This window comes from Leifsonia sp. CL147, assembly GCF_900114565.1.
Lineage (GTDB): Bacteria > Actinomycetota > Actinomycetes > Actinomycetales > Microbacteriaceae > Leifsonia.
Window position 1 is genome coordinate 98,343 of record NZ_FOTM01000001.1, and the last position, 25,897, is coordinate 124,239.

General features: G+C 71.0%; 24 protein-coding genes. 13 read left to right on the forward strand and 11 right to left on the reverse strand.

Translation table 11 applies throughout. The features are described 5' to 3' along the window. Positions 1-112 precede the first annotated feature (112 nt). Both BM287_RS00560 and BM287_RS00565 read right to left on the reverse strand, forming a co-directional pair. Positions 113-2,089, reverse strand: a complete 1,977-nt coding sequence (locus BM287_RS00560; protein ID WP_090035412.1) for a M13 family metallopeptidase — start codon at positions 2,087-2,089, stop codon at positions 113-115. Positions 2,090-2,105: 16 nt separating this feature from the next. Beyond that, complete coding sequence (locus BM287_RS00565) at positions 2,106-2,507, reverse strand: hypothetical protein (RefSeq protein ID WP_090035411.1); 402 nt, start codon at positions 2,505-2,507, stop codon at positions 2,106-2,108. Between the two features lie 120 nt (positions 2,508-2,627). Here BM287_RS00565 and BM287_RS00570 point away from each other — a divergent pair, with 120 nt between their 5' ends. Then, positions 2,628-3,713: a PrsW family glutamic-type intramembrane protease gene (locus BM287_RS00570; protein ID WP_090035409.1), complete on the forward strand. Its 1,086-nt coding sequence runs from the start codon at positions 2,628-2,630 to the stop codon at positions 3,711-3,713. On the opposite strand, the gene BM287_RS00575 is transcribed toward BM287_RS00570, so the two are convergent. The 4 genes from BM287_RS00575 to BM287_RS00590 form a co-directional block, all read right to left on the reverse strand. Continuing rightward, positions 3,714-6,209, reverse strand: a complete 2,496-nt coding sequence (locus BM287_RS00575; RefSeq protein WP_244527794.1) for a bifunctional lysylphosphatidylglycerol flippase/synthetase MprF — start codon at positions 6,207-6,209, stop codon at positions 3,714-3,716. It lies immediately after the preceding gene. A 52-nt stretch (positions 6,210-6,261) separates the two neighbouring features. After that, complete coding sequence (locus BM287_RS00580; RefSeq protein WP_090035405.1) at positions 6,262-7,650, reverse strand: glycine--tRNA ligase; 1,389 nt, start codon at positions 7,648-7,650, stop codon at positions 6,262-6,264. An 84-nt stretch (positions 7,651-7,734) separates the two neighbouring features. Further along, positions 7,735-8,382 carry a GNAT family N-acetyltransferase gene (locus tag BM287_RS00585; RefSeq protein ID WP_090035403.1) on the reverse strand — a complete coding sequence of 216 codons (648 nt, stop codon included), beginning with the start codon at positions 8,380-8,382 and terminating at the stop codon, positions 7,735-7,737. A gap of 62 nt (positions 8,383-8,444) precedes the next feature. Beyond that, positions 8,445-9,752: a glutamyl-tRNA reductase gene (locus tag BM287_RS00590; RefSeq protein WP_090035402.1), complete on the reverse strand. Its 1,308-nt coding sequence runs from the start codon at positions 9,750-9,752 to the stop codon at positions 8,445-8,447. A 100-nt stretch (positions 9,753-9,852) separates the two neighbouring features. On the opposite strand from BM287_RS00590, the gene hemE reads away from it, so the two are divergent. The 11 genes from hemE (at position 9,853) to hemL (ending at position 20,031) form a co-directional block, all read left to right on the forward strand. Continuing rightward, positions 9,853-11,001: a uroporphyrinogen decarboxylase gene (gene hemE / locus BM287_RS00595; protein ID WP_090035400.1), complete on the forward strand. Its 1,149-nt coding sequence runs from the start codon at positions 9,853-9,855 to the stop codon at positions 10,999-11,001. Next, entirely contained in the window at positions 10,998-12,668 is a 1,671-nt protein-coding gene (hemG, locus tag BM287_RS00600) for a protoporphyrinogen oxidase (RefSeq protein ID WP_244527795.1), read from the forward strand. Before hemE ends, hemG begins: the two co-directional genes overlap by 4 nt. 14 nt (positions 12,669-12,682) lie before the next feature. Continuing rightward, a complete protein-coding gene (locus BM287_RS00605) occupies positions 12,683-13,003 on the forward strand; it encodes a hypothetical protein (RefSeq protein WP_090035397.1) in 321 nt (106 codons plus the stop codon). Between the two features lie 37 nt (positions 13,004-13,040). Further along, positions 13,041-13,544, forward strand: a complete 504-nt coding sequence (locus tag BM287_RS00610) for a phage holin family protein (RefSeq protein WP_090035395.1) — start codon at positions 13,041-13,043, stop codon at positions 13,542-13,544. Continuing rightward, positions 13,534-13,749, forward strand: a complete 216-nt coding sequence (locus tag BM287_RS00615) for a DUF3618 domain-containing protein (RefSeq protein WP_090035393.1) — start codon at positions 13,534-13,536, stop codon at positions 13,747-13,749. The genes BM287_RS00610 and BM287_RS00615 overlap by 11 nt, the downstream gene beginning before the upstream one ends. Positions 13,750-13,798: 49 nt before the next feature. Next, positions 13,799-14,530 carry a hydrogen peroxide-dependent heme synthase gene (gene hemQ / locus BM287_RS00620; protein ID WP_090035392.1) on the forward strand — a complete coding sequence of 244 codons (732 nt, stop codon included), beginning with the start codon at positions 13,799-13,801 and terminating at the stop codon, positions 14,528-14,530. Positions 14,531-14,589: 59 nt separating this feature from the next. Next, a complete protein-coding gene (locus BM287_RS00625) occupies positions 14,590-15,744 on the forward strand; it encodes a ferrochelatase (RefSeq protein WP_170857395.1) in 1,155 nt (384 codons plus the stop codon). After that, positions 15,741-16,742, forward strand: a complete 1,002-nt coding sequence (gene hemC, locus BM287_RS00630) for a hydroxymethylbilane synthase (protein ID WP_090035390.1) — start codon at positions 15,741-15,743, stop codon at positions 16,740-16,742. Before BM287_RS00625 ends, hemC begins: the two co-directional genes overlap by 4 nt. Beyond that, positions 16,739-17,575 carry a uroporphyrinogen-III synthase gene (locus tag BM287_RS00635; RefSeq protein ID WP_244527796.1) on the forward strand — a complete coding sequence of 279 codons (837 nt, stop codon included), beginning with the start codon at positions 16,739-16,741 and terminating at the stop codon, positions 17,573-17,575. The genes hemC and BM287_RS00635 overlap by 4 nt, the downstream gene beginning before the upstream one ends. Before the next feature lie 210 nt (positions 17,576-17,785). Continuing rightward, complete coding sequence (gene hemB / locus BM287_RS00640; RefSeq protein ID WP_244527828.1) at positions 17,786-18,712, forward strand: porphobilinogen synthase; 927 nt, start codon at positions 17,786-17,788, stop codon at positions 18,710-18,712. Continuing rightward, the gene (gene hemL, locus BM287_RS00645; RefSeq protein WP_090107265.1) at positions 18,709-20,031 is read left to right on the forward strand and encodes a glutamate-1-semialdehyde 2,1-aminomutase; all 1,323 of its coding nucleotides are present in this window, start codon (positions 18,709-18,711) and stop codon (positions 20,029-20,031) included. Before hemB ends, hemL begins: the two co-directional genes overlap by 4 nt. A 395-nt stretch (positions 20,032-20,426) precedes the next feature. On the opposite strand, the gene BM287_RS00650 is transcribed toward hemL, so the two are convergent. The 5 genes from BM287_RS00650 to BM287_RS00670 form a co-directional block, all read right to left on the reverse strand. After that, a complete protein-coding gene (locus BM287_RS00650) occupies positions 20,427-20,663 on the reverse strand; it encodes a hypothetical protein (protein ID WP_090035388.1) in 237 nt (78 codons plus the stop codon). A 50-nt stretch (positions 20,664-20,713) separates the two neighbouring features. Further along, positions 20,714-21,982: a sugar ABC transporter permease gene (locus BM287_RS00655; protein ID WP_090035387.1), complete on the reverse strand. Its 1,269-nt coding sequence runs from the start codon at positions 21,980-21,982 to the stop codon at positions 20,714-20,716. Continuing rightward, entirely contained in the window at positions 21,979-22,809 is an 831-nt protein-coding gene (locus BM287_RS00660) for an ATP-binding cassette domain-containing protein (protein WP_090035610.1), read from the reverse strand. The genes BM287_RS00655 and BM287_RS00660 overlap by 4 nt, the downstream gene beginning before the upstream one ends. A gap of 145 nt (positions 22,810-22,954) precedes the next feature. Continuing rightward, the gene (locus BM287_RS00665) at positions 22,955-24,070 is read right to left on the reverse strand and encodes a sugar ABC transporter substrate-binding protein (protein WP_090035385.1); all 1,116 of its coding nucleotides are present in this window, start codon (positions 24,068-24,070) and stop codon (positions 22,955-22,957) included. A gap of 150 nt (positions 24,071-24,220) precedes the next feature. Further along, positions 24,221-25,402 (reverse strand): ROK family transcriptional regulator, encoded by a 1,182-nt coding sequence (locus BM287_RS00670; RefSeq protein WP_090035383.1) that lies wholly within the window; start codon positions 25,400-25,402, stop codon positions 24,221-24,223. Positions 25,403-25,509: 107 nt separating this feature from the next. Between BM287_RS00670 and BM287_RS00675 the strand changes: the two genes are divergently transcribed. Beyond that, positions 25,510-25,896, forward strand: coding sequence for a hypothetical protein (locus BM287_RS00675; protein ID WP_090035381.1), 387 nt, complete (start codon positions 25,510-25,512; stop codon positions 25,894-25,896). The last annotated feature ends 1 nt before the right edge of the window (position 25,897 follow it).

Sequence of the window (25,897 nt, forward strand, 5' to 3'; positions counted from 1 at the left end):
CCCGCTGCCGCCGCCGCGAGGTTTCCGCGACAGCGACAGGGACGATGTTACCCCGTGTGCGGGGGCCATGGAGCGCCGGATCGGTCGGACATCCGACGGATGCGGCGCCGACTCACCAGATCGTGACGCGCTCCTCCGGTGCCAGCCACAGCGCGTCGCCCTCCGACACCTGGAAGGTGTCGTAGAACGCGTCGATGTTGCGGACGATCTGGTTGCAGCGGAACTCGTTCGGCGAGTGCGGGTCGATCGCGAGAAGGCGGATGACCTCCTCGTCGCGTCCCTTCTGCTGCCAGGCCTGCGCCCACGACAGGAAGAACCGCTCGGAGCCGCTGAGCCCGTCGACGACAGGGGGCTCCTCGCCGTTGAGCGAGAGCAGGTACGCCTTCCACGCGATGCCCAGCCCGCCCAGGTCGCCGATGTTCTCGCCGATGGTGAGCGCGCCGTTCACGTGGTGGTCCGGCACCTGCGCCGGTGCGAGCGCGTTGTACTGCTCGATCAGGCTCGCGGTGCGCTTCTCGAAGGCGGCACGGTCCGCCTCCGTCCACCAGTCCTCGAGACGTCCGTCTCCATCGAACTTGGATCCCTGGTCGTCGAAGCCGTGCCCGATCTCGTGCCCGATGACGGCGCCGATCGCGCCGTAGTTCGCCGCGGCATCCCGCTCGGCGTCGAAGAACGGGAACTGCAGGATGGCCGCAGGGAACACGATCTCGTTGAAGCCCGGGTTGTAGTACGCGTTGATCGTCTGAGGGGTCATGAACCATTCGTCGCGGTCGATCGGCGAGCCGATCTTGCCCAGTTCGCGGTTGAACTCGAACAGGGCGGCCGCCCGGACGTTCCCGACGAGGTCGGTGGGGTCGAGCTCGAGGCGGGAGTAGTCGCGCCACTTCACCGGGTAGCCGATCTTCGGCGTGAACTTCTCCAGCTTGTCCAGCGCGCGTCTGCGGGTCTCCGCGCCCATCCATTCGAGATTCTGGATGCTCTGCCGGTACGCCTCGATCAGGTTCGCGACCAGCGCATCCATCCGATCCTTCGCCGCCGGCGGGAAGTACTTCTCGACGTAGGCGCGGCCGACGGCCTCGCCCATGGCCCCCTCGACGAGCGAGACACCGCGTTTCCAGCGGGCCCGCAGCTCCGGGGTTCCGGTCAGCGTCCGGCCATAGAAGTCGAAGTTCGCCTCGACGAAGTCGCCCGAGAGGTAGGGTGCGGCGCCGTGGATGACCTGCCAGGCCAGCCAGTCGCGCCACGACTCCAGGCGGTCGTCGGTGAGGAGCCCGGCCAGCCCGGTGGTGAAGGACGGCTGCCGCAGGACCACCTCGGCCAGCGCGTTCTGCGGCGCACCGAGAGCCTGTGCCCAGACGTCGAGGTCTGCCGCCTGGCCCGCGAGCGCTCCGCCGTCGAAGAGGGTGGTGGCGTCGGCCCACGAGTACAGGTTGTACGTCTTCTCGGAGTCGCGCGAGGCCACGTTGTCCCAGTGATGCGAGGCGATCGCCGTCTCCAGGTCGAAGACGCGCTGCGCCCTGCCCGGCGCGTCGTCGAAGCCGGCGAGCTCGAACATCCGCTGGATGTGGCCGACGAAAGCCTCACGGATCGGCGCGAAGTGCTCCTCGCGGAAGTACGACTCGTCCGGCAGCGAGATGCCGGACTGCTCGAGGAACACGAGGTACCGCTCGGGGTCGCCCGGGTCGTTGTCGACGAAGAGCTGGTAGAAGCCGCCGAGCCCACGACGCTCCAGCGCGCCGATCGTCTCGAGGAGGCTCGGGATGCTGTCGACGCCCTCCGCGAAGGTCAGCTCGTCGCGGATGGCCTCGACACCGAGCGCGTCGATGCGGTCCTCGTCCATGAAGCTCGTGAAGAGGTCGCCGAACTTGCGATCCTCCGTGCCTTCCGGCGCGTTCTGCGCCTGCTCGACGATCTCCCGGACCGCGGCCTCCGCCTCCTCCGCCAGGATCATGAACGACCCCCAGCGGGCCTTGTCGGCCGGTATCTCGGTGCGGGCGATCCACTTGCCGTTCACGTGCCGGAAGAGGTCGTCCTGGGGACGGGTGGCGGGGTCGAGTTCGTCGATGCGGATGCCGGAGTCGAGCGTCATGCGCCCAGCCTACGGGTCAGGCTGCAGCGCGGGCCACTGACGACAGGCGCCGCCAGGAGAGCGCGAACAGGGCGGCCAGGGCGAGCTCGGCGAGGATGGAGGCGACGCCGGACACGCTCCCGAACCCGGCGGCCGAGAAGCCGATGTTGATCACGGCCAGGAGCCCGTAGATCGCCGCGAGCGCCCCACTGAGGAGGGGCCGGTTCGTCATCCGCCACCAGGGCCGCGCCGCCCGGACGGACTCGCCGCGGCCGCGGAAAAGGCGGCTCGCCAGATACCAGCCGATGATCTGCAGCACCGTCAGGACGATCGATCCCGCTTCGGAGTGGAAAGCGTCGAGGAGGAGCGCGAGCACCGCGCTGATGGCGACGAGCACCCCGATCACGACCGCCTTCTGGCCGGAAGTGGTGAAGCGCATGTCGTTCCCCCTGGTGTTGAGCATTGAGTATGCCAGCACACGCCGCCTGGCGCCGGGAGGCTCGCCGTGCCGCCCGGACGGGGTGGGGCGGGGGAGGCCCCGAGTTCGTATGCTTGCCCGGTGACCATCGCACCCTCCGGCGGGAACCCGTCCCCGGCTGGAACCCCGCCGCCGGCCCGCACCGCGCCGCCCGGCTGGTACGGCGATCCGTTCGACGCGCGCTACCTCCGCTGGTGGAGCGGCGCCGCCTGGACCCCGTACACGTACTCCGTCCGGGCTCTGCAGCCGGCGGCGCGCCCGAAGCTGCCGCACAAGTGGATCGGTCGCTTCGGCGGGTGGATCATCGCGGCAGCCAGCGCCTTCATCTGGCTCTGGCTCTTCGGCTTCAACTGGCTCATCACCGCGATCTCACCGCATCCCGACACACACGAGCCCGCGGTGCTCTCGCCGTTCCTCCTGCTCACCGGTGCAGCGACGGTGGCGACCGCCATCCTCTACACGATGGCCTACCGGCTGCGGCGCGAGGACCGGCTGACGGCATCCCGTCTCGTGATCATCGCCGGCGTCGGCGGCCTTGCGGCCACGCTCCTGGCCGCGCCGGCGAACAGCATCATCGACGTGCTGAGCGGCGGCACGGCCCTGCACCCGAGCGGGCTCGCCCTGGTGCTCGCCGGCGTGGTCGAGGAGTTCGTCAAGATCGCCGCGGCCGTCGTCCTCGCCTGGAAGCTGCCCGTGAAGAACGCACGCATCGGCCTGTTCGTCGGCGGGGCCGTCGGGATCGGCTTCAGCGTCATCGAGAACCTCGGCTACCTGATGGAGGCGTTCGCCCGCGGACAGCTCAACGGTCTCGGCCTGGGCGTGTTCGTGGAGACGGTGATCGGCCGGGAGCTCACCGGGCCGTTCCTCCATCCCGTCTTCTCCGCTCTGCTGGGCGCAGCGGTCTTCGGTGCCGCCCGGGCGGGCCGTTTCCGCCTGACCTTCGGCGTCGTGCTCGCCTACCTCGGCGTGGCCGCCGCTCACGGGATCTTCGACGGCGCCATCTGGCTGGCACAGGTCCTGCCCTGGCCGCTCATCGCCCGCGGGGGCGCGATCCTGCTCTTCTACCTGATGTTCGTGCTGGCGAGCGGGTTGGCGTGGCTGCTCATCGCCCGGCGCATCCGGCGCTCCGCCGAGCGGCGAACGGCGCTGGAGGAGTCCACCGGCTGACTAGCGCACCAGGGTCCCGGCGAGCGCGAGGTACTCGCGGGCCTTCGCGTCGGGCAGGTACGCCCTGGCCAGCGCGTTGCCGATCGCCGGGAGCGCCAGGGCATCCGGATACGCCAGGTAGAGCGTGTCGTACGTCGGATTGAACTTGCTCTTGAACGAGAACAGCGAAGCGAAGCCGTACGCGGGCTCGAGCGTCCGCGCGAGGAACGCGAGCAGCCGATCCATCGTGCCGTCGTCCGGCTCGTCGCCCTCCGCGAGAGGCTTGGTCGCCAACGGGGCACCGGACAGGCTGAGCACCTCGACGCCGGCCTCGCGCATGTGCTGCGCGGCGGAGGCGATCACGAACTCCATGATCCCGGACATCGAGCCGTCCGCCCGCCGCATGAAGTCGATGGTCCAGCCCACCACCCGCCCGTCCCGCCAGCTCGGCAGCCAGCTCGTGACGGCCTGCAGTCCGCCCTCGGGGTCGAAAGCGAGGTAGAGCCGCACGTCCCGGTCCTTCAGCTCGTCGATCCCGCCGAGCGTGAAGCCCATCTCGGGCAGCTCCTTCTCGGACACCCACTGCTCGCTGAGGGAGGTGATCTGCGTCTGGATGAGCGGCGAGAGCTCGTCCCAGGTCGTCCAGAGGGTGGAGATCTGCGCCGTGATCCCGCGGTTGTGCGCCTGCCGCACCTTCTGCCAGGGCTTGCCCACCAGGTCGAAACTCTGGGGGTGCATCAGCGTCTCCTGGCCGACCGGCATCGACGGCCAGCCGAGCGCGTCGAACACGGGCAGGTACTCGCCGTGGATGCTGTAGAACACCGGGACCCAGCTGTTGACATCGCAGAACTGGACGAACTCCGCGATCGTGCGTTCGGCTCGCTCCGGCCGGCAGACCGGGTCGGAGAGGGTGACCGCGATCCCGCCGACGACCCGGTAGGCGATCGCGGACTCGCCGTCCGAGCTGAACCAGTACACGTTGCCGGGCCAGGTGCCCATGAAGCCGAGCGTGCCGCCCCCGCCCAGGCGCAGCAGGGCCCGGAAGTGCTCCTCGTCGGCCAGGGTCCGTCCGGTGAAAGTGGCGCGGTACACCTGCAGGGTGGCGAAGACGAACACCGTCCAGAACGCGGGCCCGACCCACTGGAAGAGGAAGACGACCAGGGGCGTGGTCGGGACGATCGGCGTCCCGAGCGCCGAGAGGAACCCGGCGGGAACGAACCGGCGCAGAGTGGATGCGAACACGTCGCCCACGCCGGCGTCCGGCACGAACTCGGTGAGGGAGGAGAGCGCCGCCACGAGGTAGGCGAGGGCGAGCAGGCCGAACGAGCAGACGACGACGATCACGAACCGGGCGATGGCTTCGCGGGGCGAGCGGATCTGGAACTGCCGCCGGGTGACGACGAGCAGGACGAGCGACGCGACCGGGACGAGCATCGCCGCGAACAGCCACACGAGCACCTCGATGGCGGGAACGAGAGCCTGAGGGCCCTCCGCCTCCAGCTCGATATCGCCGGTGAGCGCGGTGAACGGCAGCAGGAGCATGACGATGTCGACGACGATCCCGAGCAGCAGCGCGAACCGGCGGCCGCGGCGCAGCCCGATCGCGGTGAGCACGAGCAGCGCGAGCGGCAGCACCGAGAGCAGCAGTGCTCCGGGGCCCTGAACGGACACCCTCGTCAGGTCGTCGTGACAGGCGATGGTGTACGAGGCGTCGCAGCGGGCCAGCACTTCGGGGACGTTCACGCGCGGCTGCTCGAAGAGCGCGGCCACGAACGACAGCGGGCCGAAACCGCCCGGCGGCAGCAGGGCGAGCAGCGGACCGAAGGCCGTGATGGCGATGACCGCAGCGACGAGGTTCCGCGTCTCGGCGTGCGAACTGCGGCGCAGCCGGCGGAGACCGTCGCGTCGGAGCAGCACGCCGAGCCCCAGCCCGAGGAGGGCGGCGATCAGCCGGTAGGCGTTGTTCTGGTCGCCGTTGTACAGCACGAACACGAGCAGGATGGCGAACGTCAGGAGCCGGATGCGCCTGCGCCACAAGGAGCTCGCGAACGCGCTCGCCGTGGTCAGCGCACCGACGATGCCGATCGTCGGATCGAGGGTGAAGTCGAATCGGGTGACATTCGCCCAGATCTCGCCGACGCCCGCAGCCGTCCACTGCAGCAGGACTCCGAGAGCGATGCCCACAACGCCCGTGATGAGGAACGCGAGGACCGCCCGGGCGGTGCCGAGCAGCCGCTCCGCCGTGGCCATGACGACCAGAGCGAGGAGCACGGTGATGACCAGTTGGACCGGGTCCTCCGGCACGAACAACGCCGTGAGCGGAGTCCACCAGAATCCGCTCTCGATGGTCGTCGTGACTCCGGCGGCCCACGTCATGGTGCCGCTGCCGGCGGTCGCGGCGCTCCACAGCGTCCCGGTCGCAACCGACGTCGCCAGCACCACGAAGGCCAGAGCGATCGCTGCCGGAGCGATTCGCGCGTAACGCGCCACGACGTTCCGCGTCTCTGCGGTGCTCACGCCGGCCTCTGTCACGGTGGAGTCCGTCCCGGGCCTTCTCCGACCGCCCCGGTCAGATCTCGCGGAGGCGCTCGGCGAGGTAGCGGTCGAGACCCTCGAGCGGGATGCGCTCCTGCTGCATCGAGTCCCGGTCGCGCACGGTGACCGCGTCGTCCTCGAGCGAGTCGAAGTCGACCGTCACCGCGAGCGGCGTGCCGATCTCGTCCTGCCTGCGGTACCGGCGCCCGATCGCGCCCGAGTCGTCGAAGTCGACGTTGCGGCGCTCGCGGAGCCGGTCGGCGAGCCCGCGGGCGAGCGGCGAGAGGGCTTCGTTGCGCGACAGGGGGAGCACGGCGACCTTGACCGGCGCGAGGCGCGGATCCAGGCGCAGGACCGTGCGCTTGTCGGTGCCGCCCTTCGCGTTCGGGACCTGCTCCTCGTCGTAGGCGTCGACCAGGAACGCCATGAGCGCGCGGGTCAGGCCGAAGGACGGCTCGATCACGAACGGGACGTAGCGCTCGTTCTTGTTCTGGTCGAAGTAGCTCAGGTCTTTGCCGGAGTGCTCGATGTGGGTCTTCAGGTCGAAGTCGGTGCGGTTCGCGACACCCATCAGCTCGCCCCACTCGCTGCCGACGAAATCGAAGCGGTACTCGATGTCGATCGTGCGCTTGGAATAGTGGGCCAGTGCTTCCTGGGGATGCTCGAAGCGGCGGATGTTCTCCGGCTTGATGCCGAGCTCGGTGAACCACTCCCAGGCCAGGTCGATCCAGGTCTCGAACCACTGCTCGTCGGTTCCCGGCTCGACGAAGTACTCGATCTCCATCTGCTCGAACTCGCGCGTGCGGAAGATGAAGTTGCCCGGCGTGATCTCGTTCCGGAAGGCCTTGCCGATCTGGCCGATGCCGAAGGGCGGCTTCTTCCGCGAGGTCTGCAGCACGGCGGCGAAATCGGTGAAGATGCCCTGCGCCGTCTCCGGCCGCATGTAGTGCAGGCCGGACTCGTCGTCGACGACGCCGAGGAAGGTCTTCATCAGGCCCGAGAACTGGCGGATCGGCGTCCACTGGCCGACCTTGTCGGGGTGGTCCGGGTCCGCGATGTCGTCGAGTCCGTTGACCGGCGGATGCCCGTGCTGGGCCTCGTACGCCTCGAACAGGTGGTCGGCGCGGTACCGCTTGTGCGTGACCAGCGACTCGGTGAGCGGGTCGCTGAACACCTGGACGTGACCGGAGGCCTCCCACACCGGAGTCGGCAGGATGATGGCCGAGTCGAGCCCGACCATGTCGCCGCGGCCGCGCACGAAGGCGTTCCACCACTCGCGCTTGATGTTCTCCTTCAGCTCCACACCGAGGGGGCCGTAGTCCCACGCCGATCGGGTTCCGCCGTAGATCTCGCCGGAGGGGAAGACGAATCCGCGGTGCTGCGCCAGCGTGATGACGGAATCCAGCCTGGTGGGTGCGGCCATGGTGCTCCCTGTGCGGTACGGGTGGGGTGGGGACCCGTCCATCCTACTGAGGAAGCGCCCGGCGCCGATTCCGCGCCCGCGCGGTCAATCCGCGGCCGGGCGGAAGTCCTGCTCGAGGATGGCGTAGACCGCGGTGTCCGACCATTCGCCCTTGAAGATCTCGGTTTCGCGCAGCAGAGCCTCCTGGCGCATCCCGATGCGTTCGCACAGGCGAGCGGAGGCGTCGTTGCGCGCGTCCAGCTGCGCGAAGACCCGGTGGGCGCCGAGCGTGTCGAAGCACAGCTCCAGGATGCGCTGCGCGGCCTCCGTGGCGTAGCCGCGGCCGTGCACGGCGGGGTGGAAGACCCATCCCATCTCGAACTTGCCCCACGCCGCGTTCTTGAGGAACAGGCTGATGTCGCCGATCACGCGGCCCGCGCCGCCCTCGGCGTCCGCCAGCTCGACGGCGAAGACGATGCCGTCACCGTTCTCGGCGAGGCGATTCATCGCGATGCGTTTGCGCAGGTGCTCCGCCGACTCGTCGTGGTCGTGCACCTCCCAGTAGAGGTAGCGGACGACGTCCTTCAGCTTCTGGTAGGCGTGCACATCCTCGAGGTCGCCGGTGTTGAGGGGGCGCAGCACCAAGCGCTCCGTGCGCAGCAGCTCGGCGGCGTACGGGAGGCCGGTCGCGCCGTGCGGCGCGACGGCCGTCGTGGTGGTGGTCGTCGCGGTCGTGGTGGCTTCGTCGCTCACAGTCGCTCCTTCGAGTTGGCCGGGTCAGGATGCGGGGTCGGGACGCGGGTCGGCATCAGCGGTCAGGATGCGGCCGGCTCGTCGTCCACGGCGGTGAGCGGTGCAGGATGCTCTGCCGCCTCCACCTCCACTCCGAAGAGCGCGGCGACCGCCTCGACGAACGACGGCGCGTCGCCCGCGCGGGCCAGCTCCCGTGCACGCACGGACGGGGTGTGCAGCAGCACTCCGGCGAGGTGGCGGAGGGCCGCCTCGGTCTGCTCGCTCGAGTCCCCGCGGTTCCGCGCCCGCTCGATCTCGGCGTCGAGGATGCCGAAGACGTGCGTGCGCAGGGCGACGAGCGCCGGCGTCACCGCCTGCTCCGCGGTCTGCGCGCGGTACTCGGCGGCCGCCGCATCCACGATGCTGCGTGCGTCGTCCACGCTGCCCTGCAACTCCTTCAGGGGCGCGTGGATGCTGATGGTCTCGAGGTCGAGCAGCTCGACACCCGCGAGCTCGGCGACCGCGGGGTCGACGTTGCGGGGGAGGCCGAGGTCGACGACCAGCCGGCGCTCGGCGGCGCCCGGCCGGCGGAGCGCGTCGGCGAGCAGCGGCTCGGTGAGGACGTAGTCGGTGACGGCGGAGCAGGTCACCACGAGGTCGCTCTCGGCGAGCACGTCGAGGAGCTCGTCGGAGGACACGGCCCCGATGTCATGCGACAGCGCGAAGGCGCCCGCGCGGCCGGAGGGGGAGTAGACCCGCACATCGTGTGCGCCGCGATCGCGCAGCGCGGCGAGGCTCGCGCCGGCGTACTTGCCCGTGCCGACGAGCAGGACGCGCGTCTGCGCCCAGTCGCTGACCCGGCTCTCGGCGAGGTCGAGGGCCAGCCGGACCAGCGACCGGCCGGCGGACATGATCTCTGTACGGTTCTTCACACCGCGGGAGGTGCGGGAGGCGACCTGGAACAGCCGTTCGAGCTCGCCGGTGACCGATCCGGCGCTCCGGGCGATGTCGAGCGCCCGGCGGACCTGGCCAGCGATCTCGCCCTCGCCGACGACCACGGACTCCAGCCCGCTCGTCACCGCGAAGAGGTGCTCGGCGACCGCGTGGTCGCTGTAGACCGCACTGGACTCGCGCAGGGTCTCGGCGTCGATCCCGGATGCCGCGCTCACCGCATCCAGCACCGCCTGTGCCGACGCCGCCTGACCTGCAGGATGCGAGCCGTCGATATCGAGGTAGGCCTCGAAACGGTTGCAGGTGGCGAGGACGACCGACCCGGTCACGGCGCCGGTGTGCTCCGCGAGTGCGGCGGTCACGGCCGGAGCGTGACGCTCGAGCCGTTCCAGGAGGTCGAAGTCCGCCGTCCGGTGGCTCGACGAGAAGCACAGAAGCACGGGCAAAGCCTACGCTCGCGCCGGGGCAACCTCGAATCGTCGGCTCAGCTTCCATTCAGCCCCGGGCTCCGGCTCCGCCGCGCACTGGCAGAATCGAGGTGTGACCACCCTCTCAGCCGACCATCCGCTCGCTTCCGGCCGCACCGCGTCCAGCCCGCTCGTGCGGGCCTATCAGGGCGAGCGGCAGGTGGTCACGCCCGTGTGGTTCATGCGGCAGGCGGGCCGGTCGCTCCCGGAGTACCGCGAGCTCCGCGTCGGCACGCGGATGCTGGACGCCTGCCTCGACCCGGCCACCGCCAGCGAGATCACCCTGCAGCCGGTCCGCCGGCACGGCGTGGATGCGGGCATCTTCTTCAGCGACATCGTCGTGCCGCTCAAGCTGGCCGGCGTGGATGTCGAGATCGTTCCGGGCAAGGGTCCCGTGTTCGCCGAGGCGGTGCGCACCGCAGCCGACGTCGACCGGCTGACCGCCGTCGATCCCGCGTCCTTCGGCGCGGAGGTCTTCGCGCCCATCCAGGAGGCCGTGCGTCTCACGGTGGCGGAGCTGGGAGCCACGCCGCTGATCGGCTTCGCCGGCGCACCGTTCACCCTCGCCGCCTACCTGGTCGAGGGCGGTCCCTCGAAGGATCACATCCGCGCCCGCACCCTGATGCACGCCGATCCCGCCGCGTGGTCGCGTCTGATGGCGTGGACGGCCGATCTCTCGGGCGCTTTCCTGCGCGCGCAGGTGCTCGCCGGCGCGAGCGCCGCCCAGCTGTTCGACTCGTGGGCGGGCGCCCTCTCGCTGCACGACTACGCCGCGCTCGTCGCACCGGCGTCCGCGCGGGCGCTGTCGCACGTGCGTGATCTCGCCTACGAGATCCCGCAGGCCCCGACGGTGGACGGGTTCGAGCCGCCGATCGACGCCGTGCTGCGCAATGTCCCGATCGTCCACTTCGGTGTCGGCACCGGCGAACTGCTGAAGGCGATGCACGAGGTGGGCGCGGACGCGGTGGGCGTCGACTACCGCATCCCGCTCGACGAGGCGAGCCGCCGGCTCGGTCACGTGGTCCCGCTGCAGGGCAACGTCGATCCGGCGATGCTCGATGCGCCGTGGCCGGTGCTGGAGGCGCATGTCCTCGACGTGCTGGACCGAGGGCGCGAAGCGCCCGCCCATGTCCTGAACCTCGGGCACGGCGTCCCTCCCGAGACCGATCCGACCGTCCTCACCCGGGTGGTCGAGCTGGTGCACGGGTGGCGACCCGAATGAGCGGTGAGCGGATGGCCGGCGGCGACCCCGGGTCCGGCGAGGACCTCGGCGACGAGATCCGCCAGGCCATCGAGGCGCCGCCGACCCGCGTCGTCGTCATCGGCGGCGGTGTGGCCGGCCTGGTCGTCGCCCGCGAATGCGCGCGTCCGGGCTTCGAGGTGACGCTTCTCGAGGCCGGCGACCGCGTGGGCGGCAGTGTCGCCCCTCTGGACCTCGGCGGGATGACCCTCGATGCGGGCGCGGAGAGCTTCGCCACCCGCGGCGGTCACGTCGCCGAGCTGCTGCGCGACCTCGACCTCGACGACGACGTGGTCCAGCCGAACCCGTCCGGCGCCTGGGTGCGCCACGGGTCCCGATCGGTGCCCCTTCCGAAGGCGGGACTGCTCGGCATCCCCAGCTCGCCGCTCGCGAAGGATGTGGCGGACGCGATCGGGTGGTCCGGCGCTTTCCGCGCGTACCTCGACCGGCTCATCCCGGTCCTGAAGATCGGGCAGGAGCGGCGGCTCGGCACCCTCGTGCGCAAGCGGATGGGGCAGAAGGTCCTCGACCTCCTCGTCGCGCCCGTCGCGACCGGCGTCTACTCGGCCGCCCCGGACGAGCTGGATGTGGACGTCGTCGCGCCCGGGCTGAACGCCGCGCTGACGCGGTTGGGCTCGCTGTCCGGCGCCGTCGCCGAGCTGCGGTCGGCCTCGAAGGCGGGCAGCGCTGTCGGAGGGATCCGCGGCGGGATGTGGCGGTTGCCGCAGGCGCTCGCCGCAGACGTCGCGACCCGCGGCGGAGTCGTCCGGACGGACGCTGCAGTCGCCGCACTCGAGCGGTGGACAGCGCCGACGGCGGCGGAGACGGCGCGGGCGCTCGTGCAGGGCGTGCTCACGGACGCGCTCGGCGACGCGGTGGACCCGATGGAGGTCGCCCCGGCGTCGGAGGACGAGGAGATCGCGGAGGTCGGGGAGGTCGCGGAGGACGCGCGCCCGGCGCGCTGGCTCGTCCGCCTGGAGGACGGAGACGAGCTCCCGGCCGATGCCGTTGTGCTCGCAACGCCGGCCGACGCCTCCCTCGCGCTGCTCGCCTCCCTCGATCCGGACCTCGCCGCGCTGGGCGACCTCGACTGGCCGGCGGCCTCCAGCGTCGAGCTGGTGACCCTCGTCGTCGCGGACGACCGGCTCGCGACCGCTCCCGTGGGGACCGGCGTGCTCGTGGCCGACGTCCCGGGGAACGATGTCCGGGCCAAGGCGATGACGCACTCCAGCGCCAAGTGGGCGTGGGTCGCGGAGGCGGCGGGAGCCGGTCGCCACGTCGTCCGCCTCTCCTACGGGCGCGCCGGTCGCCCGGCCGAGACCCTGGCCCTGGGGGACGCGGAACTCAGAGCCCAGGCGATCGAGGACGCCTCCCGTCTGCTGAATATTCCGATCGCGGAATCCGCCGTGACCGCATTCGCCCGGACCCCCTGGACGAACGCCCTCCCATATGCGACAGTGGGGCAGCGGGAACGCATCCAGCGGGTCCGCACCGAGGTCGACGGTGTCGAGGGTCTCGAGGTCACCGGGTCCTGGCTGACCGGAACAGGCCTCGCCTCCGTCATCCCGGATGCGCGCCGGGCAGCAGAGCGCGCGCGAGGTCTGCGCTGGAAAGGCCTCACCGAGGCTCTTCACCACACGGACAACTGAGACAGGGAGACGGAATGCGCGGCAAACTCCTCTTCGTCACCGGGGCAGCGGTGGGCTACGTGCTCGGCGCGCGCGCCGGCCGCAAGCGGTACGAGCAGCTGAAGGCCGCCGCCGGCAAGGTGTGGGAGTCGCCCGGGGTGCAGAAGCAGGTGCATGCCGTGGAGGACTTCGTGGCCGAGAAGGTGGGCGAGTTCCCCGAGACGGTGTACGTCACCATCAAGAGGCTCGTGGTCCAGGCGAACGCCCGGCGCCGCGAGGCCCGCGCGCCCTATCCGTCGCCCGCGGCCGAAGCGGCCATCCGTGCGGCGGACGACAGCAGCCCCACGTCGTCCTGACGGGGGTACTGTACGGAAGCGACGAGGGGAGACACGGATGACCGACCGTGAACGGACCGCCGCGGGCGCTGCCGGTACGCCGGGTGCGCCACGCGCGGCGGGCGCGGATCCGGTTCAGGAGGCCCGGGCCCGTGCTCGCGCCCAGGGCGCCCGCAGCCGATCCCTGGTCCAGCTGGTCTCCGACCTGCCCCGCCTGATCGTCGACCTGCTCAAGGCCGAGCTGAACCACCTGAAGGCCGAGTTCGCCGAGAAGGCGAGATATGCCGGGGTCGGCATAGGGCTCCTCGTGGTCGCCGCGCTCCTGCTGTTCTTCGCGCTGGGGGTGCTCATCGCCGCTGCCATCCTCGGGATCGCCGTCGCTCTGCCGGCCTGGGCCGCCGCCCTGATCGTCTTCGGCGGCCTTGTCGTGATCGCGGTCGTCCTCGCGCTGTTCGGCATCCGCTCGTTCAAGAAGATGAACGGGGTGGCGCCGTCGCAGACCATCGAGAGCGTCCGCGAGGACGCCGACGCGCTGAAGGGACTGGGGAAGTATGACAACTGACCGCAGCGACGTCGACCGGGCGCGCGCCGAGCTCGCCGCCACCATGGACGCGATCGAGTACAAGCTCAACGTGCCCAAGCGCGCCGCCGAGCGCGTCCAGCGGCTGCGGGCCGAGAACCCCGTCGCCCTCGCCGGGATCGCGGCCGGTGCGGTGGCCGCGGTGGCCGGTGCCGTGTGGGGCGTCGTCCGGCTCGTCCGCCGGTGAGCCGGCGCCCGTTTTTGGCCTTCTCAGGTTTGCGAGAGAGACTGTGGGTATGAGTACCCCGGCTGCCGTTCCGGCAGAGTCGACCAGCCCAGAAACCCCCAGCGACAACCCGTCCGGCTTCACGGTGTGGGCCGTGCTGCGCCGCGATCCCGCCCGCCCGGACGACCTGGACGGCACCGATGTGCCGACAGCCGTCGAGGAGCTGGAGGGCGTGATCGCCGACATCGAACTCCAGAATGTGACCGTTCGAGGGCTCTACGACGTCTCGGGCCTGCGCGCCGACGCCGATCTGATGCTCTGGCTGCACGGCCCCGAGGCGGACACCCTGCAGTGGGGCCTGCGCCAGCTGCGCCGCACACGTCTGCTGAAGGCGCTCCTCCCGACGTGGAACGCGATGGGCGTGCACCGGGACGCGGAGTTCAACAAGGCGCACGTGCCCGCCTTCCTCCGAGGCGTGGCACCGAAGGACTGGCTCTGCGTCTACCCGTTCGTCCGCAGCTACGAGTGGTACCTGCTTCCGGACGAGGAGCGCTCGACGATGCTCGCCGATCACGGCCGCAAGGGCGCAGCGTTCCGGTCGGTGCTCGCGAACACCGTCGCAGCCTTCGCGCTGGGCGACTACGAGTGGCTCCTGCCGATGGAGGCGGACCAGCTGACCGACCTCGTCGACATGATGCGCGAGCTGCGGTACACCGAGGCGCGCCGCCACGTCCGCGAAGAGGTGCCGTTCTTCACCGGCCGCCGCATCCAGCCCGCTGAACTGGTGGAGGTTCTGCAGTGACGGACGCCCGCACGGGTGAACACGTGGAGGCCGCCGGCACGGCAACGCCGGGCGGGCGAGTGCTCGCCGCGACCGCTGCCGCGGCCGACGGTCCGGAGCACGTGACGGAGCCGGTCGCCTACGACGCGATCCTCCTCGCCGGCTTCGGCGGACCCGAGGGTCAGGACGACGTCATCCCCTTCCTCCGCAACGTCACGCGCGGGCGCGGCATCCCGGACGAGCGGCTGGAGGAGGTGGCGCACCACTATCGCCACTTCGGGGGCGTCAGTCCGATCAACGACCAGAACCGCGAGCTCAAGGCGGCGCTGGAGGCGGAGCTCGCCGAGCGCGGGATCGACCTGCCGGTGCTCTGGGGCAACCGCAACTGGGACCCGTACCTCGCCGAGGCGCTCCGCGAGGCCGACGAGCGCGGCTTCACGAGACTCATCGCGATCGCGACGAGCGCGTACTCTTCGTACTCCAGCTGCCGCCAGTATCGCGAGGACTTCGCGGGCGCGCTCGAAGCCACCGGGCTGGCCGGGCGCATCCAGATCGACAAGATCCGTCAGTTCTTCGACCACCCGGGATTCGTCGAACCGTTCATCGAGGGCGTGCGTGCGGCGATCGACGAACTGCAGCACCGGCTGCCCGGCATCGACCCCGCGACCGAGGTCCGCATCCTTTACTCGACGCACTCGATCCCCTCGACCGACGCCGCCAAGTCCGGGCCGGCCGACCGCGGCTTCGGCGAGGGCGGCGCCTACGCCGCCCAGCACCTCGCGGTCGCGGAGGTCGTCTCGCACGCCGCGACCGGCGGGACGGTCGCCTGGGATCTGGTCTACCAGTCCCGTTCCGGGCCGCCGTCGATGCCGTGGCTGGAGCCCGACATCAATGACCGCATCGCCGAGCTGCCCGCCCTGGGCGTCAAGGCCGTGGTCATCGTGCCGCTCGGTTTCGTGAGCGACCACATGGAGGTGCTCTGGGACCTCGACAACGAGGCGCTGGAGACCAGCGACAAGAACGGCCTGGTAGCGGTCCGCGTCCCGACGCCCGGGACGCACGCGAGCTACGTCCGGGGACTCGTCGACCTCGTCCTGGAGCGCCGGGACGGCGTGGCGGTCGCGCAGCGTCCCGCCCTCACCTCGCTCGGCCCCTGGTACGACGTGTGCCGGCCCGGCTGCTGCGAGAACGTCCGCCTCGGCTTCAAGCCGGCAGTGGCGGGGCTCGCTCCGTGACCGGCTCCGTGACGAGGGTCGAGGGCGCCGCCGAGCGCCGCGACGGAGTGGTGCGCATCGGAACGCGGGGCAGCGCTCTGGCCGTCGCCCAGACGACCACGGTCGCCGAGTCGATCGCTCGCGCGACCGGATCGGAGGTCGAACTCGTCACGGTGACCACGCACGGGGACACGTCGCGCGAGTCGCTCTCGCAGCTCGGCGGGACCGGGGTGTTCGCGACGGCGCTGCGTGAGGCGCTGACCGCCGGCGAGGTCGATCTCGTGGTGCACTCCCTCAAAGACCTCCCGACCGCACCGGCGCCCGGACTCGTGATCGGCGCCATCCCGAAGCGTGCCGATGCCCGCGACGCGCTGTGCGCTCGGGACGGTCTGACGCTCGAGACCCTCCCGGAGGGCGCGCGCGTCGGCACCGGCTCACCCCGGCGCGTCGCTCAGCTGAAGGCGCAGCGCCCGGACCTCGACATCGTGGACCTGCGCGGCAACGTGGACACCCGCCTCGGCAGGGTGGCCGCCGGCGACTTGGATGCGGTGGTGCTCGCCGCCGCCGGGCTCAGCCGTCTGGGGCGGCTGGACGCGGTCACGGACTTCTTCCCGCTGTCGACCATGCCGACCGCACCCGGCCAGGGTGCTCTCGCGCTGGAGGTCCGCGCCGGCGAGGAGAAGGGCCGAGGGCTGGTCGCGCGGGCGCTCTCCGCCGTCGGCCACGTCACCACGCACGCCTCCGTCATCGCCGAGCGCGACGTGCTCGCGGGGCTCGAGGCGGGATGCGCCGCCCCGATCGGCGCCACCGCCATCGTCGATGACGGCCTGCTCTTCCTCACCGCCACGGTGTACCGGCCGGACGGCAGCGAACAGCTCACCGCCTCCCATGCGGCGACCCCCGACTCCCTCAGTGCCGCGCACCTCGAAGAGGCCGCGCACGACGTCGGCGCCCGCGTGGTCGCCGAACTGCTCGACGCGGGCGCGGCGGGCCTCGCGCCGCTCGGGAGCACTCGATGACCAACACCGCGCCGATCCCGAAGCCGCTCGCCGGCTGGCGGGTGCTCGTGCCGCGCGGCGGCCCGTGGGGCGACTCCGTCGCCGCCGACCTGCGGGCGAAGGGCGCCTCTCCGATCGTCGCCGCCATGATCAACTTCGCGCCGACGGCCGATGCGCCGGCCCTCGAGGCCGCCCTCGCCCGGCTCGCGAACGGCGACTTCGACTGGATGACCGTCACCAGTGCGACGACGGTGGATGTGCTCAGCGCCCAGCGGGCCGTCGTGCCCCCGACGACGCGGGTCGCCGCTGTCGGCGAGACGACCGCCGCCGCGCTCGCGGCCGCCGGCTACCACGTCGACCTGGTGCCGTCCGAGGACAACTCCGCGCGCGGCCTGCTCGCCGAGTGGGAGGCGGCCACGCAGGGCGCGTTGCCGCTCCGCATCCTGACGCTGCGGTCCGAGATCGCGAAGCCGCTGCTGACCGAAGGCCTGCGGCGCATCGGGCATCACGTCGAGTCGGTGGTCGCCTATCGCACCGTCGGAGTGGCCGTGCCCGAGAACGTCGTGCGGGATGTCCGCGACGGGCTGGTGCAGGCCATCCTGGTGACGAGCGGCTCGGTCGCGGAGCAGGTGCAGCAGCAGCTCGGCCCCGTTCCCGAGTCGACCCTCATCGCCGCGATCGGCCCGCAGACCGCGCGCGACGCCCGCAGCTTCGGACTCCGGGTGGATGTGGTCGCCGCCGAGCGCACCGCCGCATCCCTCATCGACGCCGTCGTGCGCGTCGCGCTGTCGGGAGCCGTCCATCCGCACCCCCGCACCGACCCCGAAGCCGACGACGCCACCGAGAGCTCCTGACCTCCGGCCTCCTGACCTCCGGCCTCCTGACCTCCGGCCTCCTGACCTCCGGCCTCCCGGCCTCCCGACCTCCGGCCTCCGGCGGCGACGACGCTCGAAGGATTCCGGACCCGTCGTCTGGGAAACCGTCAGCGCCGCGGGCGTAGGCTCGTACGAGTGAGCGAACTGCACCCCGTCATCCGCCCCCGACGGCTGCGGCAGTCGCCGGCGATGCGCCGGCTGACCGCCGAGACCCGCCTCCATCCGGCTGAGCTGATCCTCCCGCTGTTCGTGCGTGAGGGCGCGAGCGAGCCCGTCCCGATCGGGTCGATGCCCGGCGTGGTGCAGCACAGCCTCGACTCGTTGAAGCGCGCGGCGAACGAGGCCGCCGAGGGCGGAGTCGGCGGCCTCATGCTCTTCGGCGTGCCGGAGACCCGGGATGCGGTGGGGTCCGGCGCAACCGACCCGGACGGCATCCTCAACGTCGCGACCCGTGTCCTCGCCGGCGAGGTGGGGGACGCCATCGTGGTCCAGACGGACCTGTGCCTGGACGAGTTCACCGACCACGGGCATTGCGGTGTCCTGGATGCGCGCGGTCACGTCGACAACGACGCCACCCTGCTCCGCTACCGCGACATGGCCGTCGCCCAGGCGGAGGCCGGCTCGCAGCTCCTCGGGCTCAGCGGGATGATGGACGGCCAGGTCGCCGCCGTGCGCGAGGCGCTCGACGACGCGGGCCGCACCGACGTGGTGATCCTCGCCTATGCCGCCAAGTACGCCTCCGGGTTCTACGGGCCGTTCCGCGAGGCCGTCGACTCGCAGCTCTCCGGCGACCGCCGGGCCTACCAGCAGGACCCGGCGAACCGCCGCGAGGGCCTGCGTGAGGCGCGACTCGACCTCGAGGAGGGGGCCGACATCCTCATGGTGAAGCCGGCGCTCAGCTACCTCGATGTGCTCAGCGACGTCGCCGCGATCAGCGACGTGCCCGTCTGGGCCTACCAGGTGTCCGGCGAATACGCGATGGTGGAGGCGGCGGCGGCGAACGGCTGGATCGACCGCGAGCGCATCATCGAGGAGACCCTCCTGGGGGCGCGCCGAGCCGGCGCCGACGCGATCCTGACCTACTGGGCGACCGAGGTGGCGGGGTGGCTGCGATGAGCGACAGCAACGAGCAGGAGTTCGAGCGCGCCCAGCGCGTCATCCCGGGCGGCGTGAACTCTCCGGTCCGGGCGTTCGGGTCGGTCGGCGGCACGCCGCGGTTCCTGGTGTCGGCCCGCGGGCCGTACGTCACCGACGCGGAGGGCCGCGAGTACGTCGACCTGGTCGCGTCGTGGGGTCCGGCCATCCTCGGCCACGCCCATCCCGCCGTCGTGGAGGCGGTGCAGCAGGCGGCCGCGCGCGGCCTGTCCTTCGGCGCCTCCACCCCGGCGGAGACCGAACTCGCCGAGACCGTGATCGCGCGCGTGCCGTTCGTCGAGAAGCTGCGGCTCGTCTCGACCGGCACGGAGGCGACCATGAGCGCGATCCGTCTTGCCCGCGGGTTCACCGGACGCCCGCTGCTCCTCAAGTTCGCCGGTCACTATCACGGCCACTCGGACAGCCTCCTCGCCCAGGCCGGCTCGGGCCTCGCGACCCTCGCCCTGCCCGGATCCGCGGGCGTGACCGAGGCGACCGCCGCGCAGACCATCGTGCTGCCGTACAACGACCTGGATGCGGTGCGGGCGGTGTTCGAGGCGCAGGGCCCGGACATCGCCGCCGTCATCACGGAGGCCGCCGCCGCGAACATGGGCGTCGTGCCGCCCGACGAGGGCTTCAACGCGGCCCTCGCCGACCTGGCGCACGAGTTCGGCGCGCTGCTCATCCTCGACGAGGTGCTCACCGGCTTCCGCGTCGGCGAGGCCGGTTTCTGGGGTCTCGATCGCGGCTACACGCCCGACCTGGTCACGTTCGGCAAGGTCATCGGCGGAGGGATGCCGCTCGCGGCCCTCGGCGGACGCGCGGACCTGATGGACTTCCTCGCGCCGGCCGGTCCCGTGTACCAGGCGGGAACCCTCTCCGGGAACCCCGTCGCGGTCGCCGCCGGTCTCGCCACCCTCGCCAACGCGAATGAGGCCGTGTACGACCGCCTCGACGCGGTCGCCGAGACGGTCTCGGCCGCGGTGTCCGATGCGCTCTCGGCCGCGGGAGTGGCCCACCGCGTCCAGCACGCGGGCAACCTCTTCAGCTTCGTCTTCGGGGAGTTCGCCCGCCCGCCGCGCACCTACGCCGAGGTGCAACGCCAGGAGGCGTTCCGCTACCGCGCCTTCTTCCACGCGATGCTCGACGCCGGCGTCTCGCTGCCGCCGAGCGTCTTCGAGGCCTGGTTCGTCACCGCGGCCCACAACGAGGCCGCCGTCTCCCGCATCCTCGACGCCCTCCCCGCCGCCGCCCGCGCGGCGGCCGCTGCCACCCCGTCCATCCCGCACACCCCGCAGTAGGAGCGCCGAGGTGCTCGTAGGCGCACGCGACACGCCGTCGCGCCCTGCAACAACGAGCACCTCGGCGCCCGGGGCGCAGGCGACCGGGCCGCGGCCGCTGCCACCCCGTCCATCCCCGGCACCCCGCAGTAGGAACGCCGAGGTGCTCGTAGGTGCACGCGACACGCCGTCGCGCCCTGCAACAACGAGCACCTCGGCGCCCTCCCCGCTGCCGCCCGGGCCGCGGCCGCTGCCACCCCGTCCACCCCGTCCATCCCGCAGTAGGAACGCCGAGGTGCTCGTAGGTGCACGCGACACGCCGTCGCGCCCTGCAACAACGAGCACCTCGGCGATCGGACCGGGGCGGAGGCGCGACCGCGCGACCGCGCGACCGCGCGACGGGGGCGGAGGCGGCGTCAGGCGTCCGGCGACGCCGGCTCGCGCGACAGGGACTCGACGTACGTGTACGTCGCGGAAGCCGGCCACCCGTCCGCGTCCAGCAGCGCGTAGACGTCGAAGTTCAGCGACCCTCCGCCCCCCGCTGCGCGCCGCAGCGTCCGCGGCGGTGCGTCGGAGGCCGACCGCACGGTCACCGTCTGCGGCTCCACCCCGGAGCGCAGGAGGCGGGCGCGGAAGGTGGTGGTCCGGGTCATCCCACCACTTTCCCACGCCCGCCTGTCACGACACAGCGGGGACGGCGTCCCTAGGCCTGGCCGTGCGACGCTCGCGAGCGCCGCGACAGCGAGTCGATGATCACCGCCAGCAGCAGCACGGCTCCGGTGATCATGAACCGGTAGGACGAGTCCAGGTTCATGAGCGTCAGGCCGTTCGAGATCGACTGGATGACGAGGATGCCGAGCAGCGCCGACCAGGCCGATCCGCGTCCGCCGAAGAGGCTGGTACCGCCGATGACGGCGGCCGCGATCGCATTGAGGTTGGTGTCCGTTCCGCCCGACGACGCGCTGACCGACGCGAGTCGCGCCGCGGCCAGCAGCCCGCCGACCGCCGCGAAGGTGGAGGTGAGGACGAAGACGCTGATGAACACCCGGTTCACCTTGATGCCGGCGCGTCGTGCCGCCTCCACCGAACCGCCCACCGCGAAGACCGACCGGCCCCAGCGGGTGCGGGTGAGGAAGAAGTTCATCACGACGACGAGGATCACGAACAACAGGAACATGGCCCCGGTGCCGCGGTCCGTGGACAGGTACCAGACGCTGATGCAGAGTCCGACGAGCAGCAGCCCGGCCCGGAGCGCCACCACGGCCACCGAGCCCTCGGACAGCCCGGCCTTCCGGCGGCGGACGTTCCGCCGCCAGTCGGAGAGGAACATCCCGCCGGCCGCGATGACCGCGAGCGCGTAGGCCGCCCACGGCGGGAGGAACGTCTGCTGCGCGAACTTCACGATCCACGAGTCGTACGGGATGTTGATCGAGCTGTTCGGCCCGAGGATCCACAGCTGGAGTCCGAGGAAGCCGAGCAGACCGGCCAGCGTGATCACGAAGCTCGGGACGCCGAACCGCGTGAACAGGAACCCGTACAGCAGGCCGATCGCCGAGCCGGCCAGGATCGCGACGATCACCGTCAGCCAGAGCGGCCAGTGCAGCTGGGTGAAGCCGACGCCCAGGACGGCCGCCGCCACACCGCTCACCGAGCCGACCGACAGGTCGATCTGCCCGAGCAGCAGCACGAGGACGATGCCGATCGAGATGGTCCCGATCGCGGCGCACTGCAGGGTCAGGTTGACCAGGTTGTTCGCGCTGAGGAAGTTCGGGTTGAGGATCTGGAACACGACCCAGATCACGACGAGGCCGATGACGACCGGCAGCGACCCGAGGTCGCCTCCGCGCACGCGGCGCCCGAAGGCGCGTGCAGCGCCGCCGAGGCCTTCCGTGCGGATCAGGCGCTCGTCCTGGAGGTCGGCCGCAAGCTCGGCCGGGCTCTCCGGGGCAGTGGATTGGGCTGCCTTGCTCATGCTTCCGGGCTCCGTTCGGTGGATTCTTCGGCCTCCATGAGCCGCTCGGCACGTCGGACGACGACGTTGTCCGTGGCTCCGGTGATGGCCGAGATGATGTCCTCGTAGCTGACCTCCGGGACGCGGAAGTCGCCGTTGTTGCGCCCGAGCCGCAGCACGGCGACCCGGTCGGCGACCGCCTGCACGTCGGCCATGTTGTGGCTGATCAGGATCACGCCGAGCCCGCGCTCGCGGAGGCGCTCGATCAGGTTGAGCACCTCGGCGGTCTGAGCGACGCCCAGCGCCGCCGTGGGCTCGTCGAGGATGACGACGCGGGGGTCGCCGATGAGGGATCGCGCGATGGCGACGGTCTGCCGCTGCCCGCCGGAGAGCGACGCGACGGCGATGCGGACCGAGGGGATGCGCGCCGAGAGCTGGCGGAGCAGGCTCCACGACCGCTTCTCCATCTCCTCCTCGTCGAGCGTGCCCCGGCTGATCTCGCGGCCGAGGAAGAGGTTGGAGACGACGTCGAGGTTGTCGCAGAGCGCGAGGTCCTGGAAGACGGTCGCGATGCCGAGCTGCCGCGAGGCGGACGGCGTCGGGATGCCGACGACCTGGCCGTCGAACTCGATCGTCCCCGAGTCCTGCGGGTGGACGCCCGCGAGGATCTTGACGAGGGTCGACTTCCCGGCCCCGTTGTCGCCGACGAGGGCGACGACCTCGCCCGGGTAGACCTCGAGGTGGATGTCGGTGAGCGCTTGGACGGCGCCGAAGCCTTTCGATATCCCCCGGAGGGAGAGGACGGGCTGGCGGGTCGACCGCTCTCCGTCCACGATGGCGGATTCCATGGTCACGGCGTTCTCCTTCGAGCTGTGCGCAGCATGTTTCCTGTTCTCAGGGTAGAGCGGAACGGGTGAAACGGAACCTCCCGGCCCGGCTTGCGCTCCCCTTTCGGGTAGGAGGGCGCAGTCCGGGCCGGGAGTCCGTCAGGGGTTACTTGACGCCGTACTTGTCGCAGGCCGCCTTGTATGCGGCCGTGCAGATCTTCGCGGCGGAGTCGGAGCCGTAGAACTCGTCCTTGACGACCGTGCTCTCGATGTTGTCCGCCGTGACGGCGACCGGGGTGAGCAGGAAGGACTGGATCTCGGCGCCGCCGGCCGTCTTGACCGTGGTGTCGCCCTTCGGCTTGTTGCCCTTGGTGAGGTCGATGGCGAGCTCGGCGGCCTTCTCGGCCTCCGGCTTGATCGCCTTGTAGACCGTCATGTACTGGTCGCCGGAGAGGATGCGCTGGATGCCCGCCAGCTCAGCGTCCTGACCCGTCACCGGGGGGAGCGGGTTGAGGTTGGCCGCCTTCATGGCCGCGATCGCACCGCCGCCGGTCCCGTCGTTGGCCGCGTAGACGCCCTTGATCTGGTCCTTGAACTGCGAGACCTGACCGGACACCCAGTCCTGGGCCTTCGCCGGGTCCCATCCTGGTGTGTCGAACTCGGCCAGCACCTTGAAGCCGCTGGAGTCGATGACGCTGTGCGCGCCCTTCTTGAACAGGGTGGCGTTGTTGTCCGTCGGCGAGCCGTTGACCATGAGGATGCCGCTGCCGGAGGCCACGCCGTCCTTCTTGAGCTTGTCGACGAGGGCCTGCGCCTGCAGCTGGCCCACCTTCTCGTTGTCGAACGAGATGTAGTAGTTGCTGTCCGGGCTGTTGATCAGCCGGTCGTAGGAGATGACCGGCACGTTCTTCGCCTTGGCCTCTCCGACGATCGAAGCGGCCGCCTCCCCGTCGAACGGGTCGAGGACGAGCACCTTGACGCCCTGGGTCAGCATCGACTCCGCCTGCTGCTGCTGCTTGCTGGCGTCGCCGTCGGCGTTCGCGTAGAGGACCTTGCAGCCGGAGCAGAGCTCCGCGACCTTGGCCTCGAAGAAGGGCTTGTCCGCCGCCTCGTACCGAGCGGTGACCGAGTCGGGCAGCAGGAGACCGATCTGGGCGGTCGAGGCGCCTGACGTGCTCCCTCCCGAACTGTTTCCGGAACCGTTGGAACACGCTGTGAGGGTGACGGCTGTGAGCAGGATCGCAGCGGACGCGATGACCGCTCTCTTGGTGGCGATCTTCATTGAAAAACCTCCGATTCGGAACCGCCTTCGTTGGCGGCTTCGTTGAGTGTGCCAGTCGGTGGATTTGGCGTCAAGACTTGAAGCCAACGGATTCGATAACGGTTGGGGACGTCTTCGGGGGACACGGCCGTCCTCGACGCAGGGCGAGCGTCAGTACGAGAGGCTGTTCGAGTCGAGCGAGACGCAGTCGACGGCGTAGGCCACGGCGCCGAGCGCGGCGGCGCGCATCCCGAGCTGGCCCTGGACGATGTCGGGCATCAGGTCGGGGTTGACGATGATCGAGCGCTCCACCGCGTGCCGCATCGGACCGAGCAGGAGCTCGCCCGCGCGGGCCAGTTCTCCGCCGACGATGACGCGCTCCGGGTCGATCAGGTTGCACAGGTTGGCCGTCGCGACGCCGATGTGCCGGCCCGCGTCCGCGATGGCCCGGATGCAGCGCGCATCCCCTGCCATCGCCTGCAGGACGAGGTCGCCGAGCTTGAGCGTGCCGAGGTGGTCGCGCAGTTCCTCGAGGATCGCCGGACCGCCGGCGATCGCCTCCAGGCAGCCGCGGTTGCCGCACCGGCAGAGCGGCCCGTTCTCGCGGATCGTCGTGTGGCCGAACTCGCCGGCGATGCCCCGGTTCCCGCGGAAGACCTGGCCGTTCAGCAGCAGCCCCGCGCCGATCCCGTCGCCGATCTCCAGGGTGACCGTGTTGCGTCTGCCCCGGCCGGCGCCGAAGCGGGACTCGCTCAGCGCGGAGAGATTGGCGGCGTTGTCCACGAACACCGGCCGCTTGATCCGCCGTTCCATCGACTCCGCGATCACCACGCCGTCCCAGCCGCGCATGATGCCGCTGCGGGCGGTCGTGCCGGTGGCGCGGTCGATCGGGGCGGGCACGGCGATGCCGACCGCGAGGAGGTCGTCGCGGGACGCATCCACCGACTCCAGCATGTCGTTCAGCAGCAGTGCGACCTTGTCCAGCTCGTTGTCGGCGCGATGGTCCCGCGCCAGCGGCATGTGGTTCTCGGCCACGACCGTGTGGGCGACATCGGCGAGCGCGACGCGCAGATGCCGCGTCGAGAAGTGCACCCCGACGACCAGTCCGAGCGCGTGCGCGAGGGTGACGTGCTGCGCCCGGCGGCCGGAGCGGATGCTCTGCGTCGTGTGCAGGAGCCCGGACGTCGAGAGCTCCTTGACGATGTTCGAGACGGTGGCGGGGGAGAGGCCGGTCGCGCCCGCCAGCTCGACCTGGGTGAGGCCGCCGTGCTTCTTGATGGCGTCGACGATGCGGGCTCGATTGGCTTCACGAAGTGAAGTCTGCGAACCCGGAGTTCGTCGCTGCGTTGCCACGACGAGAAGGATACATGCCCGGGATCGGTCGCTCGCCTTTTGTGAAAGTAATCGCTTTGTGAGGTTCCTGCGCCCATCCGGAGAGGTGCAGTTGGCAGGATAGAGCCATGTCCGACCTGCACGTTCACCCCGACCGCCTGGAGATCCACCTCACGCGGGCCGAGAAGGTGCTGGCCATGAAGCGTGAGGACCTGGTGGTGCCGCGCGACAGCATCCGCTCGGTGGCCATCACGGAGGATCCGTGGATCTGGATCCGCGGCATCCGCGCGCCCGGAGCCGCCGTGCCGCTGACGCTGTCGATCGGCACGTGGAAGTTCCACGGCGGCAAGGACTTCCTCCTGATCAAAGGCAAGCAGCGAGCCGCCGTCGTGATCGACCTCGACGGCGAGGAGTACTCGCGCATCATCGTCTCGACCCCGCACGCCGCACGCCTGGTGGAGGCGCTGCGCGTGGACGGGAGCGAGCTCGCCGCCGACGGCGAAGTCATCGAGTAGT